16 protein-coding genes and 4 tRNA genes are annotated in these 17,332 nt (G+C 54.5%); 7 read left to right on the forward strand and 13 right to left on the reverse strand.

What is annotated here, in order from left to right; all coding sequences use genetic code 11:
• Positions 1-4 precede the first annotated feature (4 nt).
• The 7 genes from secE to CIK78_RS01545 all read right to left on the reverse strand — a co-directional run bounded on the left by secE (position 5) and on the right by CIK78_RS01545 (position 3,065).
• Positions 5-388 (reverse strand): preprotein translocase subunit SecE, encoded by a 384-nt coding sequence (gene secE, locus CIK78_RS01515; protein WP_096276550.1) that lies wholly within the window; start codon positions 386-388, stop codon positions 5-7.
• A 71-nt stretch (positions 389-459) separates the two neighbouring features.
• A tRNA-Trp gene (locus tag CIK78_RS01520) sits at positions 460-535 on the reverse strand.
• Positions 536-699: 164 nt separating this feature from the next.
• Positions 700-774: transfer RNA gene (locus CIK78_RS01525), tRNA-Thr, on the reverse strand.
• A gap of 13 nt (positions 775-787) precedes the next feature.
• Positions 788-861 (reverse strand) — tRNA-Gly (locus tag CIK78_RS01530).
• A gap of 145 nt (positions 862-1,006) precedes the next feature.
• Positions 1,007-1,090: transfer RNA gene (locus CIK78_RS01535), tRNA-Tyr, on the reverse strand.
• Positions 1,091-1,221: 131 nt separating this feature from the next.
• On the reverse strand, positions 1,222-2,061 hold the full coding sequence (locus CIK78_RS01540; RefSeq protein WP_096276552.1) for a type III pantothenate kinase: 840 nt from the start codon (positions 2,059-2,061) through the stop codon (positions 1,222-1,224).
• The gene (locus tag CIK78_RS01545; protein WP_096276554.1) at positions 2,058-3,065 is read right to left on the reverse strand and encodes a biotin--[acetyl-CoA-carboxylase] ligase; all 1,008 of its coding nucleotides are present in this window, start codon (positions 3,063-3,065) and stop codon (positions 2,058-2,060) included. Before CIK78_RS01545 ends, CIK78_RS01540 begins: the two co-directional genes overlap by 4 nt.
• A 234-nt stretch (positions 3,066-3,299) precedes the next feature.
• Here CIK78_RS01545 and typA point away from each other — a divergent pair, with 234 nt between their 5' ends.
• The 6 genes from typA (at position 3,300) to CIK78_RS01575 (ending at position 10,877) form a co-directional block, all read left to right on the forward strand.
• Positions 3,300-5,150 (forward strand): translational GTPase TypA, encoded by a 1,851-nt coding sequence (gene typA / locus CIK78_RS01550; protein ID WP_096276556.1) that lies wholly within the window; start codon positions 3,300-3,302, stop codon positions 5,148-5,150.
• A 274-nt stretch (positions 5,151-5,424) separates the two neighbouring features.
• On the forward strand, positions 5,425-6,873 hold the full coding sequence (locus CIK78_RS01555; protein ID WP_096276558.1) for a sodium-dependent transporter: 1,449 nt from the start codon (positions 5,425-5,427) through the stop codon (positions 6,871-6,873).
• A gap of 46 nt (positions 6,874-6,919) precedes the next feature.
• Positions 6,920-7,690: an ABC transporter ATP-binding protein gene (locus CIK78_RS01560; protein ID WP_096276560.1), complete on the forward strand. Its 771-nt coding sequence runs from the start codon at positions 6,920-6,922 to the stop codon at positions 7,688-7,690.
• A gap of 181 nt (positions 7,691-7,871) precedes the next feature.
• A complete protein-coding gene (locus tag CIK78_RS01565; RefSeq protein WP_225734381.1) occupies positions 7,872-8,531 on the forward strand; it encodes an ABC transporter ATP-binding protein in 660 nt (219 codons plus the stop codon).
• Between the two features lie 16 nt (positions 8,532-8,547).
• The gene (locus tag CIK78_RS01570) at positions 8,548-9,552 is read left to right on the forward strand and encodes a branched-chain amino acid ABC transporter permease (RefSeq protein ID WP_096276563.1); all 1,005 of its coding nucleotides are present in this window, start codon (positions 8,548-8,550) and stop codon (positions 9,550-9,552) included.
• On the forward strand, positions 9,552-10,877 hold the full coding sequence (locus CIK78_RS01575) for a branched-chain amino acid ABC transporter permease (protein ID WP_096276565.1): 1,326 nt from the start codon (positions 9,552-9,554) through the stop codon (positions 10,875-10,877). The genes CIK78_RS01570 and CIK78_RS01575 overlap by 1 nt, the downstream gene beginning before the upstream one ends.
• A gap of 107 nt (positions 10,878-10,984) precedes the next feature.
• Here CIK78_RS01575 and CIK78_RS01580 read toward each other — a convergent pair whose 3' ends face one another.
• The 6 genes from CIK78_RS01580 to CIK78_RS01600 form a co-directional block, all read right to left on the reverse strand.
• Positions 10,985-11,965, reverse strand: coding sequence for a Fic family protein (locus CIK78_RS01580; RefSeq protein ID WP_096282223.1), 981 nt, complete (start codon positions 11,963-11,965; stop codon positions 10,985-10,987).
• A 290-nt stretch (positions 11,966-12,255) separates the two neighbouring features.
• Positions 12,256-12,903, reverse strand: coding sequence for a YdcF family protein (locus CIK78_RS01585; RefSeq protein ID WP_176483344.1), 648 nt, complete (start codon positions 12,901-12,903; stop codon positions 12,256-12,258).
• A gap of 49 nt (positions 12,904-12,952) precedes the next feature.
• On the reverse strand, positions 12,953-13,174 hold the full coding sequence (locus CIK78_RS17725) for a hypothetical protein (RefSeq protein WP_141393017.1): 222 nt from the start codon (positions 13,172-13,174) through the stop codon (positions 12,953-12,955).
• A 56-nt stretch (positions 13,175-13,230) separates the two neighbouring features.
• Complete coding sequence (locus CIK78_RS01590; RefSeq protein WP_096276569.1) at positions 13,231-14,439, reverse strand: ABC transporter substrate-binding protein; 1,209 nt, start codon at positions 14,437-14,439, stop codon at positions 13,231-13,233.
• A gap of 159 nt (positions 14,440-14,598) precedes the next feature.
• Positions 14,599-16,146, reverse strand: a complete 1,548-nt coding sequence (locus CIK78_RS01595; protein WP_225734363.1) for a phospholipase D family protein — start codon at positions 16,144-16,146, stop codon at positions 14,599-14,601.
• A complete protein-coding gene (locus tag CIK78_RS01600; RefSeq protein ID WP_096276573.1) occupies positions 16,133-16,369 on the reverse strand; it encodes a hypothetical protein in 237 nt (78 codons plus the stop codon). Before CIK78_RS01600 ends, CIK78_RS01595 begins: the two co-directional genes overlap by 14 nt.
• Positions 16,370-16,446: 77 nt before the next feature.
• On the opposite strand from CIK78_RS01600, the gene CIK78_RS01605 reads away from it, so the two are divergent.
• Positions 16,447-17,250 (forward strand): TlpA disulfide reductase family protein, encoded by an 804-nt coding sequence (locus CIK78_RS01605; RefSeq protein WP_096276575.1) that lies wholly within the window; start codon positions 16,447-16,449, stop codon positions 17,248-17,250.
• Positions 17,251-17,332: the final 82 nt, after the last annotated feature.

Consider the following 17,332-nt stretch of genomic DNA (forward strand, 5'->3'; position numbering starts at 1 on the left):
ACTCCTAACCAATGACGCCGGACATTGCCCAGCCAAGAAGAGTGTCAATCAACCACAGCATCAAACCCACCACAACAACAGCCACCAGAACAATTGCGGTGGTCTGAATTGTTTCGGGACGGGTCGGCCATACAACGCGCTGAATCTCTTTCTTGGCGCTAACGGCTAGCTCCACTAAATCACGACCTTTGGTAGTGGTCAGCGCGATCAAACCAGCAATCACACACAACACCACTACGCCAATGACGCGGTAGAGCAGGCCAATATCGGCGAAATAGGTATTACCAACGACAGCAACGACAAGCAGCGCTATAACCGCTGCCCACTTGAGCCCGTCATGGCGCGCCTGTTGCACCTCGGTACCGTGCTTTACAGAACCAGGCTTCATAAAACGAGACTCCTTAGGGTGCAGCTACAGTAAAGGAATTCTGAAAAATAACATGCCAACCTGGGGAAGGTTGGCAGGCCAGGAGGGACTCGAACCCCCAACCTGCGGTTTTGGAGACCGCTGCTCTGCCAATTGAGCCACTGGCCTGTATCATCACACTGCGCAAGCGCTTTACAAAACGCCTAGACAACAGCGGGCGCCATGGTAGCGAAGAAAACCACTCCTGACAACCCCTACCCTGCACTCAGGCACCAATCTCCGCCTAACTGCAGAAACAAAAAAAGCGAGCTCGGCTCGCTTTTTTCGCAATATGGAGCTCATGGACGGAATTGAACCGTCGACCTCACCCTTACCAAGGGTGTGCTCTACCCCTGAGCTACATGAGCGAAACACATCAACTGGAGCGGGCGGCGGGAATCGAACCCGCACCATCAGCTTGGAAGGCTGAGGTTCTACCTTTGAACTACGCCCGCGAACCTGTCTCGAATGACAACCCGCTGCGCCGCTCTGCCAACCTACAGCTTGGTAAAACTGAACTGTAGACCGTGCCCGCTACCGGCTTTTCATTCTACGCCATCGAAAACAATTTCATCGAAAACAATCGCTGGCATATAAATCTGGTGGAGAGAGAAGGATTCGAACCTTCGAAGCTTACGCGGCAGATTTACAGTCTGCTCCCTTTGGCCACTCGGGAATCTCTCCAACGTGGCGGCACATTATGCCAACCTCTATCGCAGTGTCAAGCCAGATAATCACTTATTTATCAAAGCTTATCGCATAACTTTTAGCGAAGTGGTGCATCTGCGACACGCCCTAGAGCGCGCTGCATTTTGTCAAAGCAGCATTGAAAATGCAAGACCTGCACGAATCTTTTCTAGAGAAACAGGTTCAGGTACTCGCGGTGCGCCGGACATTTTACCCGCTCGCTCAGCGAAGGTCATTGGAAAACAGGCCTCTAGTCCGCCATAAACCATATCCGGCCATACCGCATGAGGCACCTGCACACCCCGCGACACTACCCGCGCATCGCCACCGGTTAGCAGCATCGGCAGTGCAATGCCCTCCTGGTCGCACACTTCACTATAGATGCGATTAATAGCACTGACCGCCGCCATATAGATACCGTGATTCACCGCGTCAACCGTCCGCCGGCCAGGCTCTAGCAGCTCGTCGGCTTCGCTTTCTGGATCGATCGCCACGTTGCGGGTGCCAAGTTTTAAACTCTCTTTCATCAGCCGCAGCCCGGGAATGATATAGCCACCGAGATGGCTGCCTCCCGGCAGTACGAAGTCGATAGTAATTGCGCTGCCGCAGTCCACCGCGCAGCACCCACCGGCCAACTGATAGCCCGCCAGCGCTCCCATCCAGCGATCGACACCTAAGCGCCCAGGCTCTTCATAGCCGTTAATAACTCCCAGCGCCTCATACGTCGAGTGGGCAACGTGCACATGGCGAACGCGGCGGCGCAGTAACGCGACCGTCTCCTCCAGCACCGCCGCTCGCGCCACGCTGGAAATACGCACCGCCTCGACGACATCGAGATCGGGAATATCAGCTCCGGGGCGCCACTCTTCACGCGTCCAGACTGCCCCGCGTGAACGTATCTCGCTACTCTCGGCATCCTTCAGCCGCCATTTAGACAGCGTGTTGCCGATATCAAGATCCAGAATCATAAACGCCTACGCACGCTGATCTCACCGCCAGCTAGGCGTCGAGAGTGATCATTTTCAGTAACCCATAGATTACCACTCTCATCCACGTCCCCTGCAACGGCATCACTGGTTTGCTGTCCTTGGATAACGCGAACGGGCAGCCCTGCATAGGCATGACGATCATTCCAGTCATCGCGCCAAGCGCTAAAACCCACTCGCTCAAAATCAGCCAGCATGGACAATAAACCCGCCACCACTTCGGAGGCCAGCTGGTTACGCGAGATATCGGGCAAGCGCTCGAAAAGCGCCGCTACAGGTTGATCAATCGCGGCACGCTGGGCAGCCGGTAGCCACAGATTCATACCCATGCCGATCACCACTTCACACGGGCCGCCAGCATCCCCCGTGACTTCGATAAGAATACCGGCCAGCTTGCCCAACTCACTATGCACGCCAGCGTCGCCCGTCGGTGCCTGCTCAGAGAGCAAAATATCGTTCGGCCATTTCAACTTCGGCGCCACGCCGTGCTGCTCAAGCACCTGGGCCACGACCACGCCGACCGCCAGACTCAACCCTTCCAGCACCGCAATACCGGATTCAAACCGCCAGCCCAACGAGAGCATGAGGCTTTGCCCCCAGGGCGTCGACCAAACCCGCCCACGCCGTCCGCGCCCAGCGGTTTGCAGCTCAACCAAGCAAACTTCGCCATGCCCGGCACCCTGCTCAAAACGCTGGCGCAAATACTCATTGCTGGAGGGCAACTGGTCTTCAACAAACAGCCGCGTAAGGTGATGACGCGCTTGAGCCGGCAGCCGCTCAACGATTTTAGCGCCCTCCAGGGGCTCCAGCCGCTGCGACAGTCGATAGCCGCGGCCTTTCACTGCGATAATTTCAACGCCCAGCACTTCTAATTTTTTTAACTGCTTCCACACCGCAGCACGAGAAATACCCAGCGTCTCACCCAGCTGCTCGCCAGAATGAACCTCGCCATCGCTTAATAAACGCATCAGATTACCGATGGTCATGCTCCTGCCCCAGTGGGAAAAGCGCTATTCTAGCGGATGGAGCCCCAGTCCGAAAACTTTCCTGGGGGCGACGAAGGTCGATAAGTGCGCCAGTAATATCAGCGAAGCCTTCAACATGGTAGAATAATCGTTGGACGCAAGCCCTGAGCCAAGATGGTCGGCATTTGCCAGCCCTTGCGACCCGCATTTTCCGACCCGTGGACAAACGGGTGTTCACAAGAGTTCTCTCCCAGCATGCAAAACCAGCAAAATTCCAGCGCGGTTAATAACCTGCGCAACGTAGCGATCATTGCCCACGTTGACCACGGCAAAACAACTCTGGTCGATAAACTCCTGAGCCAGTCCGGCACTCTTGACCGCAAAGCGGAAGGTCAAGAACGCGTCATGGACTCAAACGATCAGGAAAAAGAGCGCGGCATTACTATTTTGGCCAAGAATACGGCCATTCAGTGGCAGGACAGCCACGGTAATGACTACCACATCAACATCGTGGATACGCCTGGGCACGCCGATTTCGGCGGTGAAGTTGAGCGCGTTATGTCGATGGTCGACTCGGTACTACTATTAGTAGACGCCGTGGACGGTCCGATGCCGCAAACTCGCTTTGTAACCCAAAAGGCGTTCGCCCAAGGCCTTCGGCCGATCGTGGTCGTCAATAAAATTGACCGCCCCGGCGCTCGCCCTGACTGGGTTATCGACCAGATTTTCGATCTTTTCGACAACCTGGGCGCATCCGACGAACAGCTCGACTTCCCGATCATCTACTGCTCTGCCCTAAACGGCATTGCGGGTATGGATCCTGACGCGCTAGCTGACAATATGGACCCCATGTTCCAAGCCATCGTCGATATCGTTGAGCCGCCTCAGGTTGAGCTTAACGGCCCCTTCCAGATGCAGATCTCTGCACTGGACTACAACAGCTACGTAGGCGTTATCGGCCTTGGCCGCATCAAGCGCGGCGCGGTGAAGCCGAATCAGCAGATCTCAGTGATCGGCGTTGACGGCAACGTACGCAAGGGCAAAATCGGCCAGGTCATGACGCATATGGGTCTTGAGCGTGTGCAGACCAACGAAGCCACCGCAGGCGACATCGTTTGCATCACCGGCATCGATGACCTGTCGATTTCTGACACCCTGTGTGATCCTGCGAATGTCCAAGCACTGCCGCCGCTATCTGTCGACGAGCCGACCGTTTCGATGACCTTCCAGGTCAACGATTCACCGTTCGCAGGTAAAGACGGTAAGTTTGTGACCAGCCGTAATATCAAGGATCGTCTTGAGCAAGAGCTGATTCATAACGTAGCGCTGCGCGTTGAACAGGGCGAAACCCCTGAGAAATTCAAAGTGTCGGGCCGTGGCGAGCTGCACCTTTCGGTGCTGATCGAAACCATGCGTCGTGAAGGCTTTGAGCTGGCCGTTGGCCGCCCAGAAGTTATCATCAAAGAAATTGACGGCGAGAAGCAAGAGCCGTACGAAGAAGTCATCATCGACTGTGAAGAGCAGCACCAGGGCTCTATCATGGAAGAGCTGGGCTATCGTAAAGGTGAGATGACCAACATGCTGCCCGATGGTAAAGGACGAGTTCGCCTCGACTTTATTATTCCTGCACGCGGCTTGATTGGTTTCCGTGGCCAGTTTTTAACCCTGACCTCGGGCACCGGCATTTTGACCAGCCGTTTTGATCATTACGGTCAACTGAAGCCTGATGCCTCTATCGAGCGTCGTAACGGTGTACTGGTCTCAATGGTCGACGGTAAAGCCCTTGCTTACGCACTTTATGCGCTGCAAGAGCGCGGCAAGCTGATTATCGATCACGCCACGGAAGTTTACGAAGGCATGCTGATTGGTATTAACAACCGTGCTAACGACATGGTGGTTAACCCCACTAAAGGTAAGAAGCTCGACAACATGCGCTCTACCGGTAACGACGAGAACATCGTGTTGACGCCGCCGGTGAAGTTCTCGCTGGAGCAGGCGATCGAGTTCCTCGATTCCGACGAGCTAGTTGAAGTAACGCCGGTACACATCCGGTTACGTAAAAAGCTGCTCAAAGAAACCGAGCGTAAGCGTTATAGCAAGAAGTAAGCCTATTAGTCGTATAGGTAAATCATTAAAGCCCGCGCAAGCGGGCTTTTTTGTGCCTGTACGCCGCGCTTTTCAATGTTTCATTAACCGCGAGCCAATTGCCAAGCCATGCTCCTTAACGCAACCTAAACGCTAGTGCTCTGGAAAGACAGCGCATTCTATCGCACAGTAACGTTAACTTCGGCGCGTCCACGGCAAGCTGACTTATCTATCTTCATACAGGTGTTTGGATACTTATCTCCGTTCTTTCACCCAAACCTGGACACTCTTACCCATGAGCGGTCATAACGTCTGGACACACAAAGGCACGTTTCTTCTGGCCGCCGTTGGCTCTGCCGTCGGTCTGGGCAATTTATGGCGTTTTCCTTATCTGGTCGGTGAAAACGGCGGCGGCGCTTTTATTCTGATTTACGCGCTGACAATTTTCGCGGTCGGCATTCCTATTTTGATTGCTGAAACCATGCTGGGGCGCACCAGCCGTCAAAGTCCGATTATGGGTATGCGACACCTCACCAAAACTCACCGCACTTCGCGTGCGTGGGAATCGATTGGCTGGCTGGGCGCCGCCTCAGCATTTTTAATTTTAAGCTTCTACTCCGTGATTGCCGGCTGGGCGATTCACTACACTTGGCTGATGCTCACCGGCTCGCTCGTCGGTGCCGATGCGCAAACGATTAGCCAAGGCTTTGATGCGCTACTGGCGGCACCGGGCTTGATGACGCTCTACCACACGCTATTTATTGCCGCCTCTGCGCTTATTGTCGGCATGGGCATTCATAGCGGCATCGAAGCCGGGCTACGCATTATGATGCCTGCGCTGTTTGTGATTCTGCTGGTAGTGCTGGTCTACAGCGTGATCAATGGTGACGTGGGCGCCGCCGCTGCGTTCTTGTTCACGTTCAATCTTGCCGATCTCAGCTTAGAGGGCTGGCTTCAGGCAATGGGGCAATCATTCTTCACGTTGAGCCTAGGGATGGGGGCGATCATGGCCTATGGCGCCTATATGCCCAGCAACGTATCGCTAACCCGCACGGCCTTTGCCGTGGCCATTGTTGATACCGCCGTAGCGATGGTGGCCGGCTTAGCTATTTTCGCGCTGGTATTTGGCGCAGGCCTGGAAACAGGACAAGGCCCTGGGCTTATGTTTGTTACCTTACCGTTAACGTTCTCCAATATGCCGATGGGTGCGCTGGTCGGCGGCGTATTCTTTATATTGGTGCTTGGCGCCGCGATCAGCTCGTCTATTTCGCTGATTGAACCCGTTGCGGCTTTTCTGGTGGAGCGCTTTGATATGACCCGCCCGCAGGCGGTCGCTATTATGGCCACCGCCGCCTGGGCGATGGGGCTATTAACCGTCGTGAGCTTTAACGTGTGGGCCGAGGGGACGATTTTCCACCTCCTCTTTGGGCGCAGCGCGTTTGATTTCATTGAACTACTGACCAATATCTTTATGCCCATAGGGGGCCTGATGATTGCCTTGTTTGCAGGGTGGGCGCTTACCCAAAGTGAGGTGATGAAAGAATTGGGCACCAACGTCACTTGGTTTAGATTCTGGCGGTTCCTGGTGCGCTTTGTCGCACCCGCGGCGGTAGCCTTTGTGTTTTTACGCACGATTTCTCAGGTGGATGGCTATCTTATCCCCACCCTTGGCGCGCTACTGATCGTCGGCGCGTTTGCGGCCAGCCAGCGGTGGCTCAAAAAACCACGACAAACAACTTTATAATAGTGCGCCGGCGGCTTTTTAGCCGCCTGCATCGCGTGGAGATACCATGACCCCTCTTATTGAAGTACAGCGAGTCAACAAAGCATTTGGGGGCCTGCAGGTTATTAACGACTGCTCTATACAAGTAGAAAAAGGGTCTATTACCGGCATGATCGGTCCCAATGGCGCGGGCAAATCGACGCTATTTAATCTGATTGCCGGCTCACTGCCCCCCGACAGCGGTCGCGTGTTGCTTGATGGTGAGGATATAACGGCGCTCAGCGCCGACCAACGGTTTCATAAAGGATTGCTGCGCACCTTTCAGATTGCCCACGAATTTAGCCAGATGAGCGCGCTGGAAAACCTGATGATGGTGCCGCCAAAACAAGCCGGTGAGGATTTATTTAGCGCATGGTTACGGCCTGCCACGGTGCGCAGGGAAGAAGCCGAGGTGCGCCGCCGCGCACTGGAAGTCATCGACTTCGTTGGTCTGCACCATGTGCGTAACGAGCTGGCGGGCAATCTGTCGGGCGGGCAGAAAAAGCTGCTTGAGCTAGGTCGTACCATGATGAGCGATGCCAAAGTCGTGCTCTTAGATGAGATCGCCGCCGGGGTAAACCGCACGCTGCTGGGCGATTTAATGGGCAATATTGAGCGCTTGAACCGCGAGATGGGCTACACCTTTTTAGTCATTGAGCACGACATGGAAATGATTGCCCGATTGTGTGATCCGGTCATTGTGCTGGCCCAAGGCAGCGTCATGGTGGAAGGCCACATTAGCGATATTCAGAATAACCCGGAGGTCATCGAAGCTTACTTTGGCAGCGATGCCGCCTAAGCGTGACCGAATCTAGCCATACCCAATGATTACAATGATGTCGCTTCCTGTAAGTGACCTAGCAGAGACTCCTTACCCTATGCCTGCAAACATCGCCCCCCCAACAGCCGGGGCTTCAACCATTGAAACGGCACACCGGCCATTAATCGATGCGCGCGATGTGCACGGTGGCTACGGCAGTATGAATATCCTTAACGGGGTAAACATGACGCTAGCCGCGGATGAAATTGGCGTTATCGTCGGCCCTAACGGGGCAGGTAAATCCACCATGCTGAAGGCGATCTTTGGCCTTTTACATGTTAACCAGGGCGAAATACTGCTCCTCGGCCAGCCGATTCATAACTTGCCACCTAACCAGCTGGTACAGCGTGGTATGGGCTTTGTGCCTCAGGAGAAAAATATTTTCCCTAGCCTTTCTGTGCAGGAAAACCTAGAGATGGGTGCATTTTTAAAGCCGCAAAACGTCAAGCGGATGCTCGCGCAGGTTTATGAGTTCTTCCCGCCGCTTTATGAGAAACGCCGCCAGCCCGCCGGCGAGCTTTCTGGCGGTCAGCGCCAAATGGTCGCCATGGGTCGCGCGCTCATGGCCGAACCTAGCCTGCTGTTACTCGATGAGCCCACCGCAGGACTGTCACCGCTGTACATGAATGAAATTTTCGATCGCGTCAAACAGATCAATGCCGCAGGCGTTGGCATTTTGATGGTGGAACAGAATGCCAAGCAGGCGTTGGCGATTGCCGATAAAGGCTTTGTGCTAGCCGCTGGCCAAAACCGCTTTACCGACACAGGGGCCGCACTGCTGGCTGATCCGGACGTCGCTAAAAGCTTTTTAGGCGGCTAGCCCCAGGGAGAAACACGTGAACGAACTGGCTTTTTTTATTAATAATGTGGTGATTGCGGGCAGCGTGAGCGGCTCCATCTATGCCATAGGGGCCGTCGGCGTAACGCTGATATTCAGCATTATGCGCTTTGCCCATTTTGCCCATGCCGACATGATGACCTTTGGTGCCTTTATGGTGCTACTGCTCACCACCCTGTTTCCAGCCGCAGGTGCAAGCATTGGCGTCCCCACCGCTATCTTAATGCTACCGCTGGCTATGCTGCTGACCGCTGCATTAGCGGTAGGCATCGACAAAGCGTTCTACAAACCACTGCGCGCTCATGGAGTGAAGCCCATCGTGCTGGTTATTGGCTCGCTGGGCGTCACACTTATCCTGCAGGGGCTTATCCGGCTATTTGCAGGCACTAGCGGGCAAAGTCTGTATGTCGATGACCGTAAAGAAATCTTTCGCCTCGCCCTGCCCTTTGAAGGTGCTCGCGCGCCCATCGTGATCACCGAGCCGCAAATTTATCTGTTTGTGCTTACGCTGGTTGCCGTTGTCGCACTGCATCTATTTCTTCATCGCTCACGGCTTGGCAAGGCGATGCGGGCGATGTCAGACAACCCTGAGCTTGCCCAGGCATCGGGGATTAACACCAACACCATTGTGGCCGTGACATGGGTGATTGCAGGAGCGCTGGCCGCTACTGCCGGCACCCTGCTCGCCCTGGACGTAACCTTCAAGCCCGACCTAAGCTTTTTTCTGCTGCTGCCTATTTTTGCTGCGGCCATTGTGGGCGGCGTGGGCCACCCTTATGGCGCGATTGCCGGGGGCTTTGTGGTGGGGTTTGCGGAAACGCTAGCGGTATTTAACTGGAACGTACTGCTGCGCCCCTTTCACGACAGCCTGCCGGCCTGGCTGGAGCTACCGTCGAACCTGGCCTTTGTAGGCACAGAATACAAAATCGTGGTGCCGTTCTTCATTCTCGTGGCCATTTTGGTATGGCGTCCCACCGGACTCTTTAAGGGCAAGGTGATCTAATGAGCAATTCAGCCAAAACGCGCAACCCTGCCTATACCCCTAAAGATGCCACTCAGGAGCGTCGCTTCCCGCTGCGCGAGCTCATTTTGTTTGGGGTGCTGCTAATCGCCGTGTTAGCGGTGTACGCCACCATGGGCGCCGCCTACAGCACGCGAATGTTAGTGGAAGCTGCCTGCTATGCCATTCTTGCCCTAGGCCTCACCATTCAGTGGGGCTACGCCGGCCAGTTCAACGCCGGGGTCATGGGCTTTGTCGCGCTCGGCGGTTTCTGCGCGATGCTGTTCAGCGTACCGGTCAACGATGCCTTCTGGGGAACCGAGCTGCCGGGCGAGCTAGGGCGCGTATTGCTCTATGGTATCGCGGCCACGCTTCTGGTCGTCGCAGCCACCAAGCTTGACCGCCTGGGCGTGCCTAAGAAGCTGCGTACGTTGATCGCCGTTGTCTTGGCACTCGTGCTTTATATGGTGGTTATCAGCCTGCTGCGTGAGGTCACCGGTGAAATTCAATCGCGGGCAGGATTTGTGGGCGGCTTTGGCCTACCCCCCTGGACCGGCTGGATCGTTGGCGGCGCATTAGCCGGCGGCGTAGGCTACTTTATCGGCCATATATGCCTAGGCTTACGCAGCGACTATCTTGCTATCGCCACCCTAGGCATTGCCGAGATTATTAAAGCGTTTCTGAAAAACTCGGACTGGCTCACACGCGGCACCGCCACGGTGTCTCCCCTGCCTTGGCCAACGCCGGGGCCGGCGGAGCTTGGCTTCACGCTCTCCCGGGCCATCTATCTGTCATTTACCGCGGTAGTGATTGCCGCCATCTTCTTTCTTCTCCATCGCGCCTACCATGCGCCTTGGGGGCGAATGATCCGGGCGATTCGCGATAACGAAGTCTCCGCTGCCGCGATGGGCAAAGATATCAATAAGCGCCGCTTAGAAATCTTTGTACTGGGCTGCGTGCTAATGGGATTAGGCGGCGGCATGCTTGGCACCTTTAACAGCCTTTTTGACCCCCAAGGCTACCTGCCACTCAACCACACGTTCCTGGTGCTAGTCATGGTGATCCTTGGTGGGCCGGGCAATAACCTGGGCACGATTTTAGGTGCCGTGGCGGTGTACATCATCTGGATTATGTCCGAGCCGCTAGCGCTGTTTTTGATGCAACTTGCGGTGGCTTTCGGTGAAGGCGCCTTCGGCTGGGATGCACCCAGCAATATGGATAGCCGCGCCCTACAGGCACGCGTACTGGTGATTGGCCTGCTGATCACGATGGTGCTGCGCTTTGCGCCCAAAGGCCTGCTGCCGGAAAAGATCAAGAACCACAGCTGATGGAGTAAGCTTAGCATGACCGGCGGGCTAAGCCTGGCCCGCCATTCAGCGCCAGCGGAGAAGCTTGGTGGTCCACAGCAGCGCCAGATCTGGCGCTGGTTAGGTGTTCACTTATTGATGACCTCCCAATGACCAGACTTATCTGGCCCTACCCTTTTCAACCTACCCGCTTGCTGTAACTTAGTCATCGCACGGCCAATAGTACGTATGTCTTTACCTATAGTATCGGCTATTTGCTGGCGTGTGATCGCCGGGTTATGTTGAATTAACGCCATGATCGCTTCAGGTGTTTTAAGCCCTGAGACAATTACAGGGGCGTTTTCAGGGGCTTTTACAGGGGCGTTTTGTGCTAAGGTCTGGTCGATGACCGATAGCATAAAATGAATAAAGGACGTGCTTTCGGCTTGCTGGTCAGCTTGTTCAAGCGCTTGGTAATAGCGCTGTTGATTGTCTTTGATAACGCTTTCCAATGGCAACGATAAAAACAGCGGATGCCATTGCGACAAAATCAGTGTTTGCCACAAGCGCCCCATCCGCCCATTGCCATCGCTAAAAGGGTGGATAAATTCAAACTCGTAATGAAAGACACTACTGGTAATTAAGGGATGGTCTTTAGCCTGTGTTAGCCAATGGTTTAAGTCCCCCATTAGCCCAGATACCTGATGGGCAGGTGGCGCAATATGATGTACCACATTCCCTTTGTGTATCCCCACCGATTTATGGCGAAACTTCCCAGCATTTACCAGAACATCTGACATCATCAGGCCATGGGCAGTGAGTAAATCATCAATGTTATCAGGCTTCAGCCTGGGTAAGGCGTCATAAGCCTGAATCGCCCCTTTAACCTCGGCCAACTCCCGCATACTCCCCATCACGCGCTGGCCGTCCACAATAGCGGTGATCTGCTCTTCGGTCAGGGTATTACCTTCAATCGCCAACGTTCCGGTGATGGTTTTGATGCGGTTTTGCTTGCGCAACTGGGGCGAAGCATCCAGCGCATTAGCATTCAGTCTGCCAACCTGCTCGCTGATCTCTGCCACCAGATTGAGAATATCGGAGGTAATGGTAAACGGGGGTTTATAGCTCATCAGTTTAATCATCCCCTTAAACGTGGGGTCCTAACCCTTAAGAGCAGCACCCGGCGAGGCGCTATGCTTGGCGCACCATCAAAAAATACCCAGTTGGTAATAGCGCATTACTGCGTTTCGAACCAGTAGTCGAACAGCACAACCCCGACCGACTCAGGAAATAGTACAATTTCAGCGTTACTTGTTCTGAGTATCTTACATTAAATAACTGCGGCTGCACGGTGGATAGAGCAAGCAAACCCATGTAGCCTTTCGAAATAATCGATTGATTTTGATTGTATAGCTTTCCACTATAGCATGTGTTTTGTATATCCTCGCTTGATCAGCGTATCGTACGCTTTCACAACTTCTTCGGGTGGTTTTTGCTCAATCTGGAAACCAAGTTTTGGGTATTCTTGTATTCGCTGCAGATCGCCGACCATGACATTAGCGACATAATCAAATGGGTACATTTCATCGCTACAATATTCACCGAGTGAAATATCTATAGCAGAACATTGAATATCAGGCTTTATATCGTCAGGCCATTGCTTCATAAATGTCGCATAGGCTCTGCGTAGCATATATGGCTTCGTGACAAGGATGATTGACTTTACATCAATGACTTTTTCTTGTAGTAACTTGTGTGCATAAACAATATTTTCACCAGTATTTGTTGCATTTATTTCCCTCAACATGACATCGTCAGGTATATCCAGTTCTAGTGCACGCTTTGCATATACATCTGCCTCATTATCGGTGAATGCCTCCCGCGTCGTTCTCCCACGAGAACCTGTAAATAAAATGAGAGGCGCATATCCTTGATTATATAGATTTGCAGACCACTCAGCAGTGCGAACATCGGCACTACCGAGACCGATAATAATGTCAGCTTTTTTAAGTGGTTGCTCAAAACGCATATATTCCCAAATTATCTGAGCGTTTTCGAAGTCTGTCATTATCACTTCCATTTTTAATATAAACTTTCTGCTTTACGCGCGAGCTCACTTATCTCATAAACGTTGCTAAAACAGCAACAGGCACTAAAAGCTCGAAGTTAATTTTTTGCCAGCATTCATTCTTGTGATTTTTATCGCTCATGAAATGTTTAAAATAGGGCGGAAAACTTCTAAACGGGGCCGCAGTGGCCCCATATCTGGCCGCTACTTTTGTAATAGGACAGCCATGGATGGCGCCAATGCCGTAAAGATAAGAAACACTTTCCGGCATTGACAAAAGCCTCCGCTACGGCCCTTAGCTCGAGCTCACCAAGCTAATGGCTTTTCTTAAAGATCAACCAGACCTTTACTGGTAAAGGTGCCATCTTCAACTACCATTTCAACCACTACGCCGGGCACATCGCCGTTGTCGTCGAACTCATGGGAGCCGGAGGCGCCTTCGTAGTTGATGTCAGTACCTGACGCAATCAGCTCAACCGCTTTTTCCCACTCGCCGGGCAGAATGACCTCACCCGGTGCGCTGGAAACACTGCGCAGCGCCTCAGAAAGCCCTTCACGATCAGCGCTGCCATTTTGCTCAATGGCCAATGCCACCAGGAACGCGGCATCATAAGCCTGGGCGGCAAACACCGCGCTCGGGTCTAGCTCTGCAGCCTGCGCCGCTTCAATAAAGATATTCGTACCGGGTAGGTCGGGGCTACCGGGGCGTGTAGCGATCATGCCATCAAGCACGTCAGCGCCAATAGCCTCAATGAGGCTATCACCTACCATTCCGTCAGCGCCCACGTACTGCGTAAACATGCCGCTTTCATAGGCTTGACGCAGCACGGTTTGACCCGAAGTGTCGGCATAGGCCAGCACTACCAGCGTCTCGACACCGCTGGCCGAGAGCGAACCCAGCTCAGAGCGGTAGTCCGCACGATTATCTTCGTGGGCAAGGTTTTCCGCCACCTCACCGCCGCCTGCTTCAAAGGCCTCGCCAAAAGCATCCGACAGGCCTTGACCGTAGTCGTTATTGACATAGGTGACGGCGACCGCATCGATCCCTTTGTCGAGCAATAGCTTAGCGAGCATCTCGCCTTGGAAAGCATCAGAGGGGACCGTCCGGAAAACTAAGTCATTGTCATCAAGCTCGGTGACTGCCGGTGCCGTTGAGGCTGGCGAGACCATCAGAACGCCGCCAGGAACGGCGGCGTTATTAGCCGCGGCAATCGTGGCACCGGTACATAGCGCACCGACAATAGCGGTAACGTTCTCAGAGTTGACCATACGGTCGGCGGCGTTAGAGGCAGCCGATGCATCGGAGCAGGTGGTGTCGCCAGATGGCATCACTAACGTTTGGCCGTCTAAAATGCCGCCCTGCTCATTCACTTGCTGAACGGCCAGCTGCGCACCGGCAAAAATCGGTGGCGTTAAGCTCTCAATACCGCCCGTGAAGCCGCCCAAGAAGCCAACCTTCACCTCGGCCTGAGCAAATCCGGCCATTGCCAGCGAAGAGGCCGCCACAGCGGTGGCTAATACGCGCTTATTGATCATATTGTTTGTCGCTCCCAGTGAAAAAACCTGTCTGTTTTTTTAATGCGCCCCACTGTTCACATGCAGGGCTGCTATTAATCTGGAACTGGAACGCCAAAAATACAAGCGCCGGTTTCTAACGCTACTTTGATAAACAAGCTAAAACCAGCGACAAACACACTACAACCAGCGCTCTAGCTTGAGCGTATGGCTTAACCATGCGTTGAAGTGACGCCAAGCGCTGCCGGGCTCAGCGGTTAAAACCTCCATTTCACCCTCGCTTTCAAGGTGCCAACTCAGTTCACCGTCCGGCGTCAGATCAATCCGGTAGCTTAGCGACGGCTCTTGCCCTACGGCCACCAGCTCGTTAAATGCCTGCATTAATGACTCACTACGCGCCAGCACGCCAAGCTCAGTATTCCAATAGATAGACCGCGGGTCAGCGTTAAATGACCCCACGAAAAGCTGATCGTCAAAACTTAGCGCCTTGATATGCAGCGCCGAGGCAGAGGCGCCGGGCACGCGCATACCATCGTCGCTGCCGGCTTCTTGCTCTGGTCGCAGCTCGTACAGCCTGACACCGTGCTCTAGCAGCGTTTTACGCCAGGGGGCATAAGCGCCGTGCACCACGGCGGCATCCGTGGACTCCAGTGAATTGGTAATAATCTCAACGGTCACGCCGCGGTCTGCTAGCTCGGTTAGGCGTTTAACGCCGGGCTCGGTGGGCACAAAGTAGGCCGAAATAATCACCAGCCGCTGGCTAAGCTCGGTGGCCTCGGTTAACTCACCAAGCAGAGTGTCAGACCACTCAGGTGTCGCGGACGACAGCTTGCCCGGAGAATCCCACATAGCCAGCCCTTCTCCCCAGTGCAACGTTTCCCAAGGCGGGGCATTACGCGACCGGTGGCGCAGCTCGTTAAAGTATTCCGAGTCGGCATTATCATCTAACCACGCCGCAAGCCCGGCTTTAAGCGTTTGCCAAGCATCGCTATTGACCGCGTGATAGCGCTCAATCGGCTGCGCCAAACCGTGATTCCAATACACATCAAAACTGCGCGAAAGCTCGGGCACGACGGCGCCAATGGTCGCAAAATCTAAATCAGCAAAATTGCGCGAGTCGTTGGCATCAAAATACTCGTCGCCCAGGTTACGCCCACCCACGATAGCGACGCTGTTGTCAGCCACCCACAGCTTGTTATGCATACGCCGATGCTGCTGCGCGGGGTTCACAGCGGACGCCAATACCCGCGTGAGTAGATGCCCCCGTCCTACCGGCAGCGGGTTATAAACGCGTACATGAATACCCGGATGGCTTGATAGTGCCGCTAGGCGCTCACCCTGCCCAATCGCGCCGATATCATCGACCAGCAGCCGCACGCGAACGCCCTCTTCAGCCGCCTCGAGCAACTGCGATAAAATCAAGCGTGTGGTTTGTCCATCGCCCAACAGATAGGTTTGAATATCTAACTCGCGCTGTGCTTGGCGAATCAATCCGACCCGGGCGGCAAATGCTTGCTGCCCATTGGCCAGTAACGCAAAACCATCAGGCTCCGTTTGCTCCGCTAGCGCCTGATGCGCTCGCGTGCCGAGCCAGGTATCCCGCGCGTCGGTTAAGGAAAGCGCGGTATGATGTTCGCGCACCACCGCGTGAGTGCAGCCTACCAACAGGCTGCACAGCCACAGCAAGCAGAACCATTGAGACCAGCGGCCAGCGCTAGGCATCGTCATGATCGTCCAGGCGCTGAGCCCAACGTTTGCGAGCTTGATTACGCCGATAAAGGCGCACCAGCGCGAGCGCTAGCGCCGTCACAAGCATGACGGCTAGAACAACGCCCTGCCAGGGACGGGCCGCATCCCGCATGACTGTTTCCAGGGTAATAATCAATATCAAGCCAATCGCTTGGGAGCCGATCGCTAACGCGCGCAGCCGATCAAAAGCGGGGGGGGGCATAACGTCTCCGTAATGTTCTGCTCGCCGGGTATGGTCTGCTAGTGTACCTGCTTCACGGAAAACATAATTGGAAACTCATGAACGCTATTGCTCTTGGGCCACTGTTAATTTCGCTGCCTCGGCTTTATGCCATTGGCTGTGCATTGCTGCTGTTGCTGTGCGCCGGGTGGTTGTTAGGACTTTCACGCCAGGCCCAACAGCGCTGGTTTTACGGGCTGATTATTGCCTGGCTCATCGGCGCGCGAGCAGGCCACATACTGCTCAATCTTGATAGCTACAGCAGCGCACCGCTTGAAATACTAAAAGTTTGGCAACCGGGTTATCACGGCCTATGGGGCCTCGCTGCGGGATTAGCATGGACCGCCTGGAACTTACGCGCACGGCTAATGGCAATGGGCGGTGCGATGGCGCTACTCGCCGCTGCGTCTAGTCTATGGCTGATGCTGGTCATGCTTGGACCTTTGGGCAATGACTTTGTCGTTGATAGCCTGCCGGACGTGACCTTGGAAGATGTGGACGGTAATGACGTGCATCTACCCTCGCTGACGAAAAGTGGTGATCTCATTATCGTCAACTTGTGGGCCACTTGGTGTCCACCATGCCGACGCGAAATGCCGCTACTTGAGGCCGCCGCACAGCGTGAGGGTATTAGCGTCGTCGTCGCCAATCAGGGCGAGGACCTACTGCCCACAGTACGCTACCTGGACGATCAGCAGCTGAAGTTTCGCTATGCGCTGCGTGATCCCAGCCAGCAATTAATGGCGCTTTTTAAAGCCCCCGGGCTGCCCACCACCGTGCTGTTCGACCGTCAGGGCAATACGCTGGATGTTCACGTGGGTGAGCTCACCCGCGCCCATCTGGACCGCTGGTTAGAAGATTGATAGCGATACACCTTAATCCCCCCGCCGCTTTGCGTTAGAATCCCCCGCCCTGTTGCCGCCGGTTTCCCCTCCGGCGGTAGAC

It is taken from the genome of Halomonas sp. JB37, from assembly GCF_002332255.1.
Taxonomy (GTDB): domain Bacteria; phylum Pseudomonadota; class Gammaproteobacteria; order Pseudomonadales; family Halomonadaceae; genus Vreelandella; species Vreelandella casei.

Excerpts from the sequence above, each read along its gene's own strand:
- secE (WP_096276550.1), bottom strand. The coding sequence starts at position 388 with ATGAAGCCTGGTTCTGTAAAGCACGGTACCGAGGTGCAACAGGCGCGC.
- CIK78_RS01540 (WP_096276552.1), bottom strand. The coding sequence starts at position 2,061 with ATGATTCTGGATCTTGATATCGGCAACACGCTGTCTAAATGGCGGCTG.
- CIK78_RS01545 (WP_096276554.1), bottom strand. The coding sequence starts at position 3,065 with ATGACCATCGGTAATCTGATGCGTTTATTAAGCGATGGCGAGGTTCAT.
- typA (WP_096276556.1), top strand. The coding sequence starts at position 3,300 with ATGCAAAACCAGCAAAATTCCAGCGCGGTTAATAACCTGCGCAACGTA.
- CIK78_RS01555 (WP_096276558.1), top strand. The coding sequence starts at position 5,425 with ATGAGCGGTCATAACGTCTGGACACACAAAGGCACGTTTCTTCTGGCC.
- CIK78_RS01560 (WP_096276560.1), top strand. The coding sequence starts at position 6,920 with ATGACCCCTCTTATTGAAGTACAGCGAGTCAACAAAGCATTTGGGGGC.
- CIK78_RS01565 (WP_225734381.1), top strand. The coding sequence starts at position 7,872 with ATGAATATCCTTAACGGGGTAAACATGACGCTAGCCGCGGATGAAATT.
- CIK78_RS01575 (WP_096276565.1), top strand. The coding sequence starts at position 9,552 with ATGAGCAATTCAGCCAAAACGCGCAACCCTGCCTATACCCCTAAAGAT.
- CIK78_RS01580 (WP_096282223.1), bottom strand. The coding sequence starts at position 11,965 with ATGAGCTATAAACCCCCGTTTACCATTACCTCCGATATTCTCAATCTG.
- CIK78_RS01585 (WP_176483344.1), bottom strand. The coding sequence starts at position 12,903 with ATGACAGACTTCGAAAACGCTCAGATAATTTGGGAATATATGCGTTTT.
- CIK78_RS17725 (WP_141393017.1), bottom strand. The coding sequence starts at position 13,174 with ATGCCGGAAAGTGTTTCTTATCTTTACGGCATTGGCGCCATCCATGGC.
- CIK78_RS01590 (WP_096276569.1), bottom strand. The coding sequence starts at position 14,439 with ATGATCAATAAGCGCGTATTAGCCACCGCTGTGGCGGCCTCTTCGCTG.
- CIK78_RS01595 (WP_225734363.1), bottom strand. The coding sequence starts at position 16,146 with ATGACGATGCCTAGCGCTGGCCGCTGGTCTCAATGGTTCTGCTTGCTG.
- CIK78_RS01600 (WP_096276573.1), bottom strand. The coding sequence starts at position 16,369 with ATGCCCCCCCCCGCTTTTGATCGGCTGCGCGCGTTAGCGATCGGCTCC.
- CIK78_RS01605 (WP_096276575.1), top strand. The coding sequence starts at position 16,447 with ATGAACGCTATTGCTCTTGGGCCACTGTTAATTTCGCTGCCTCGGCTT.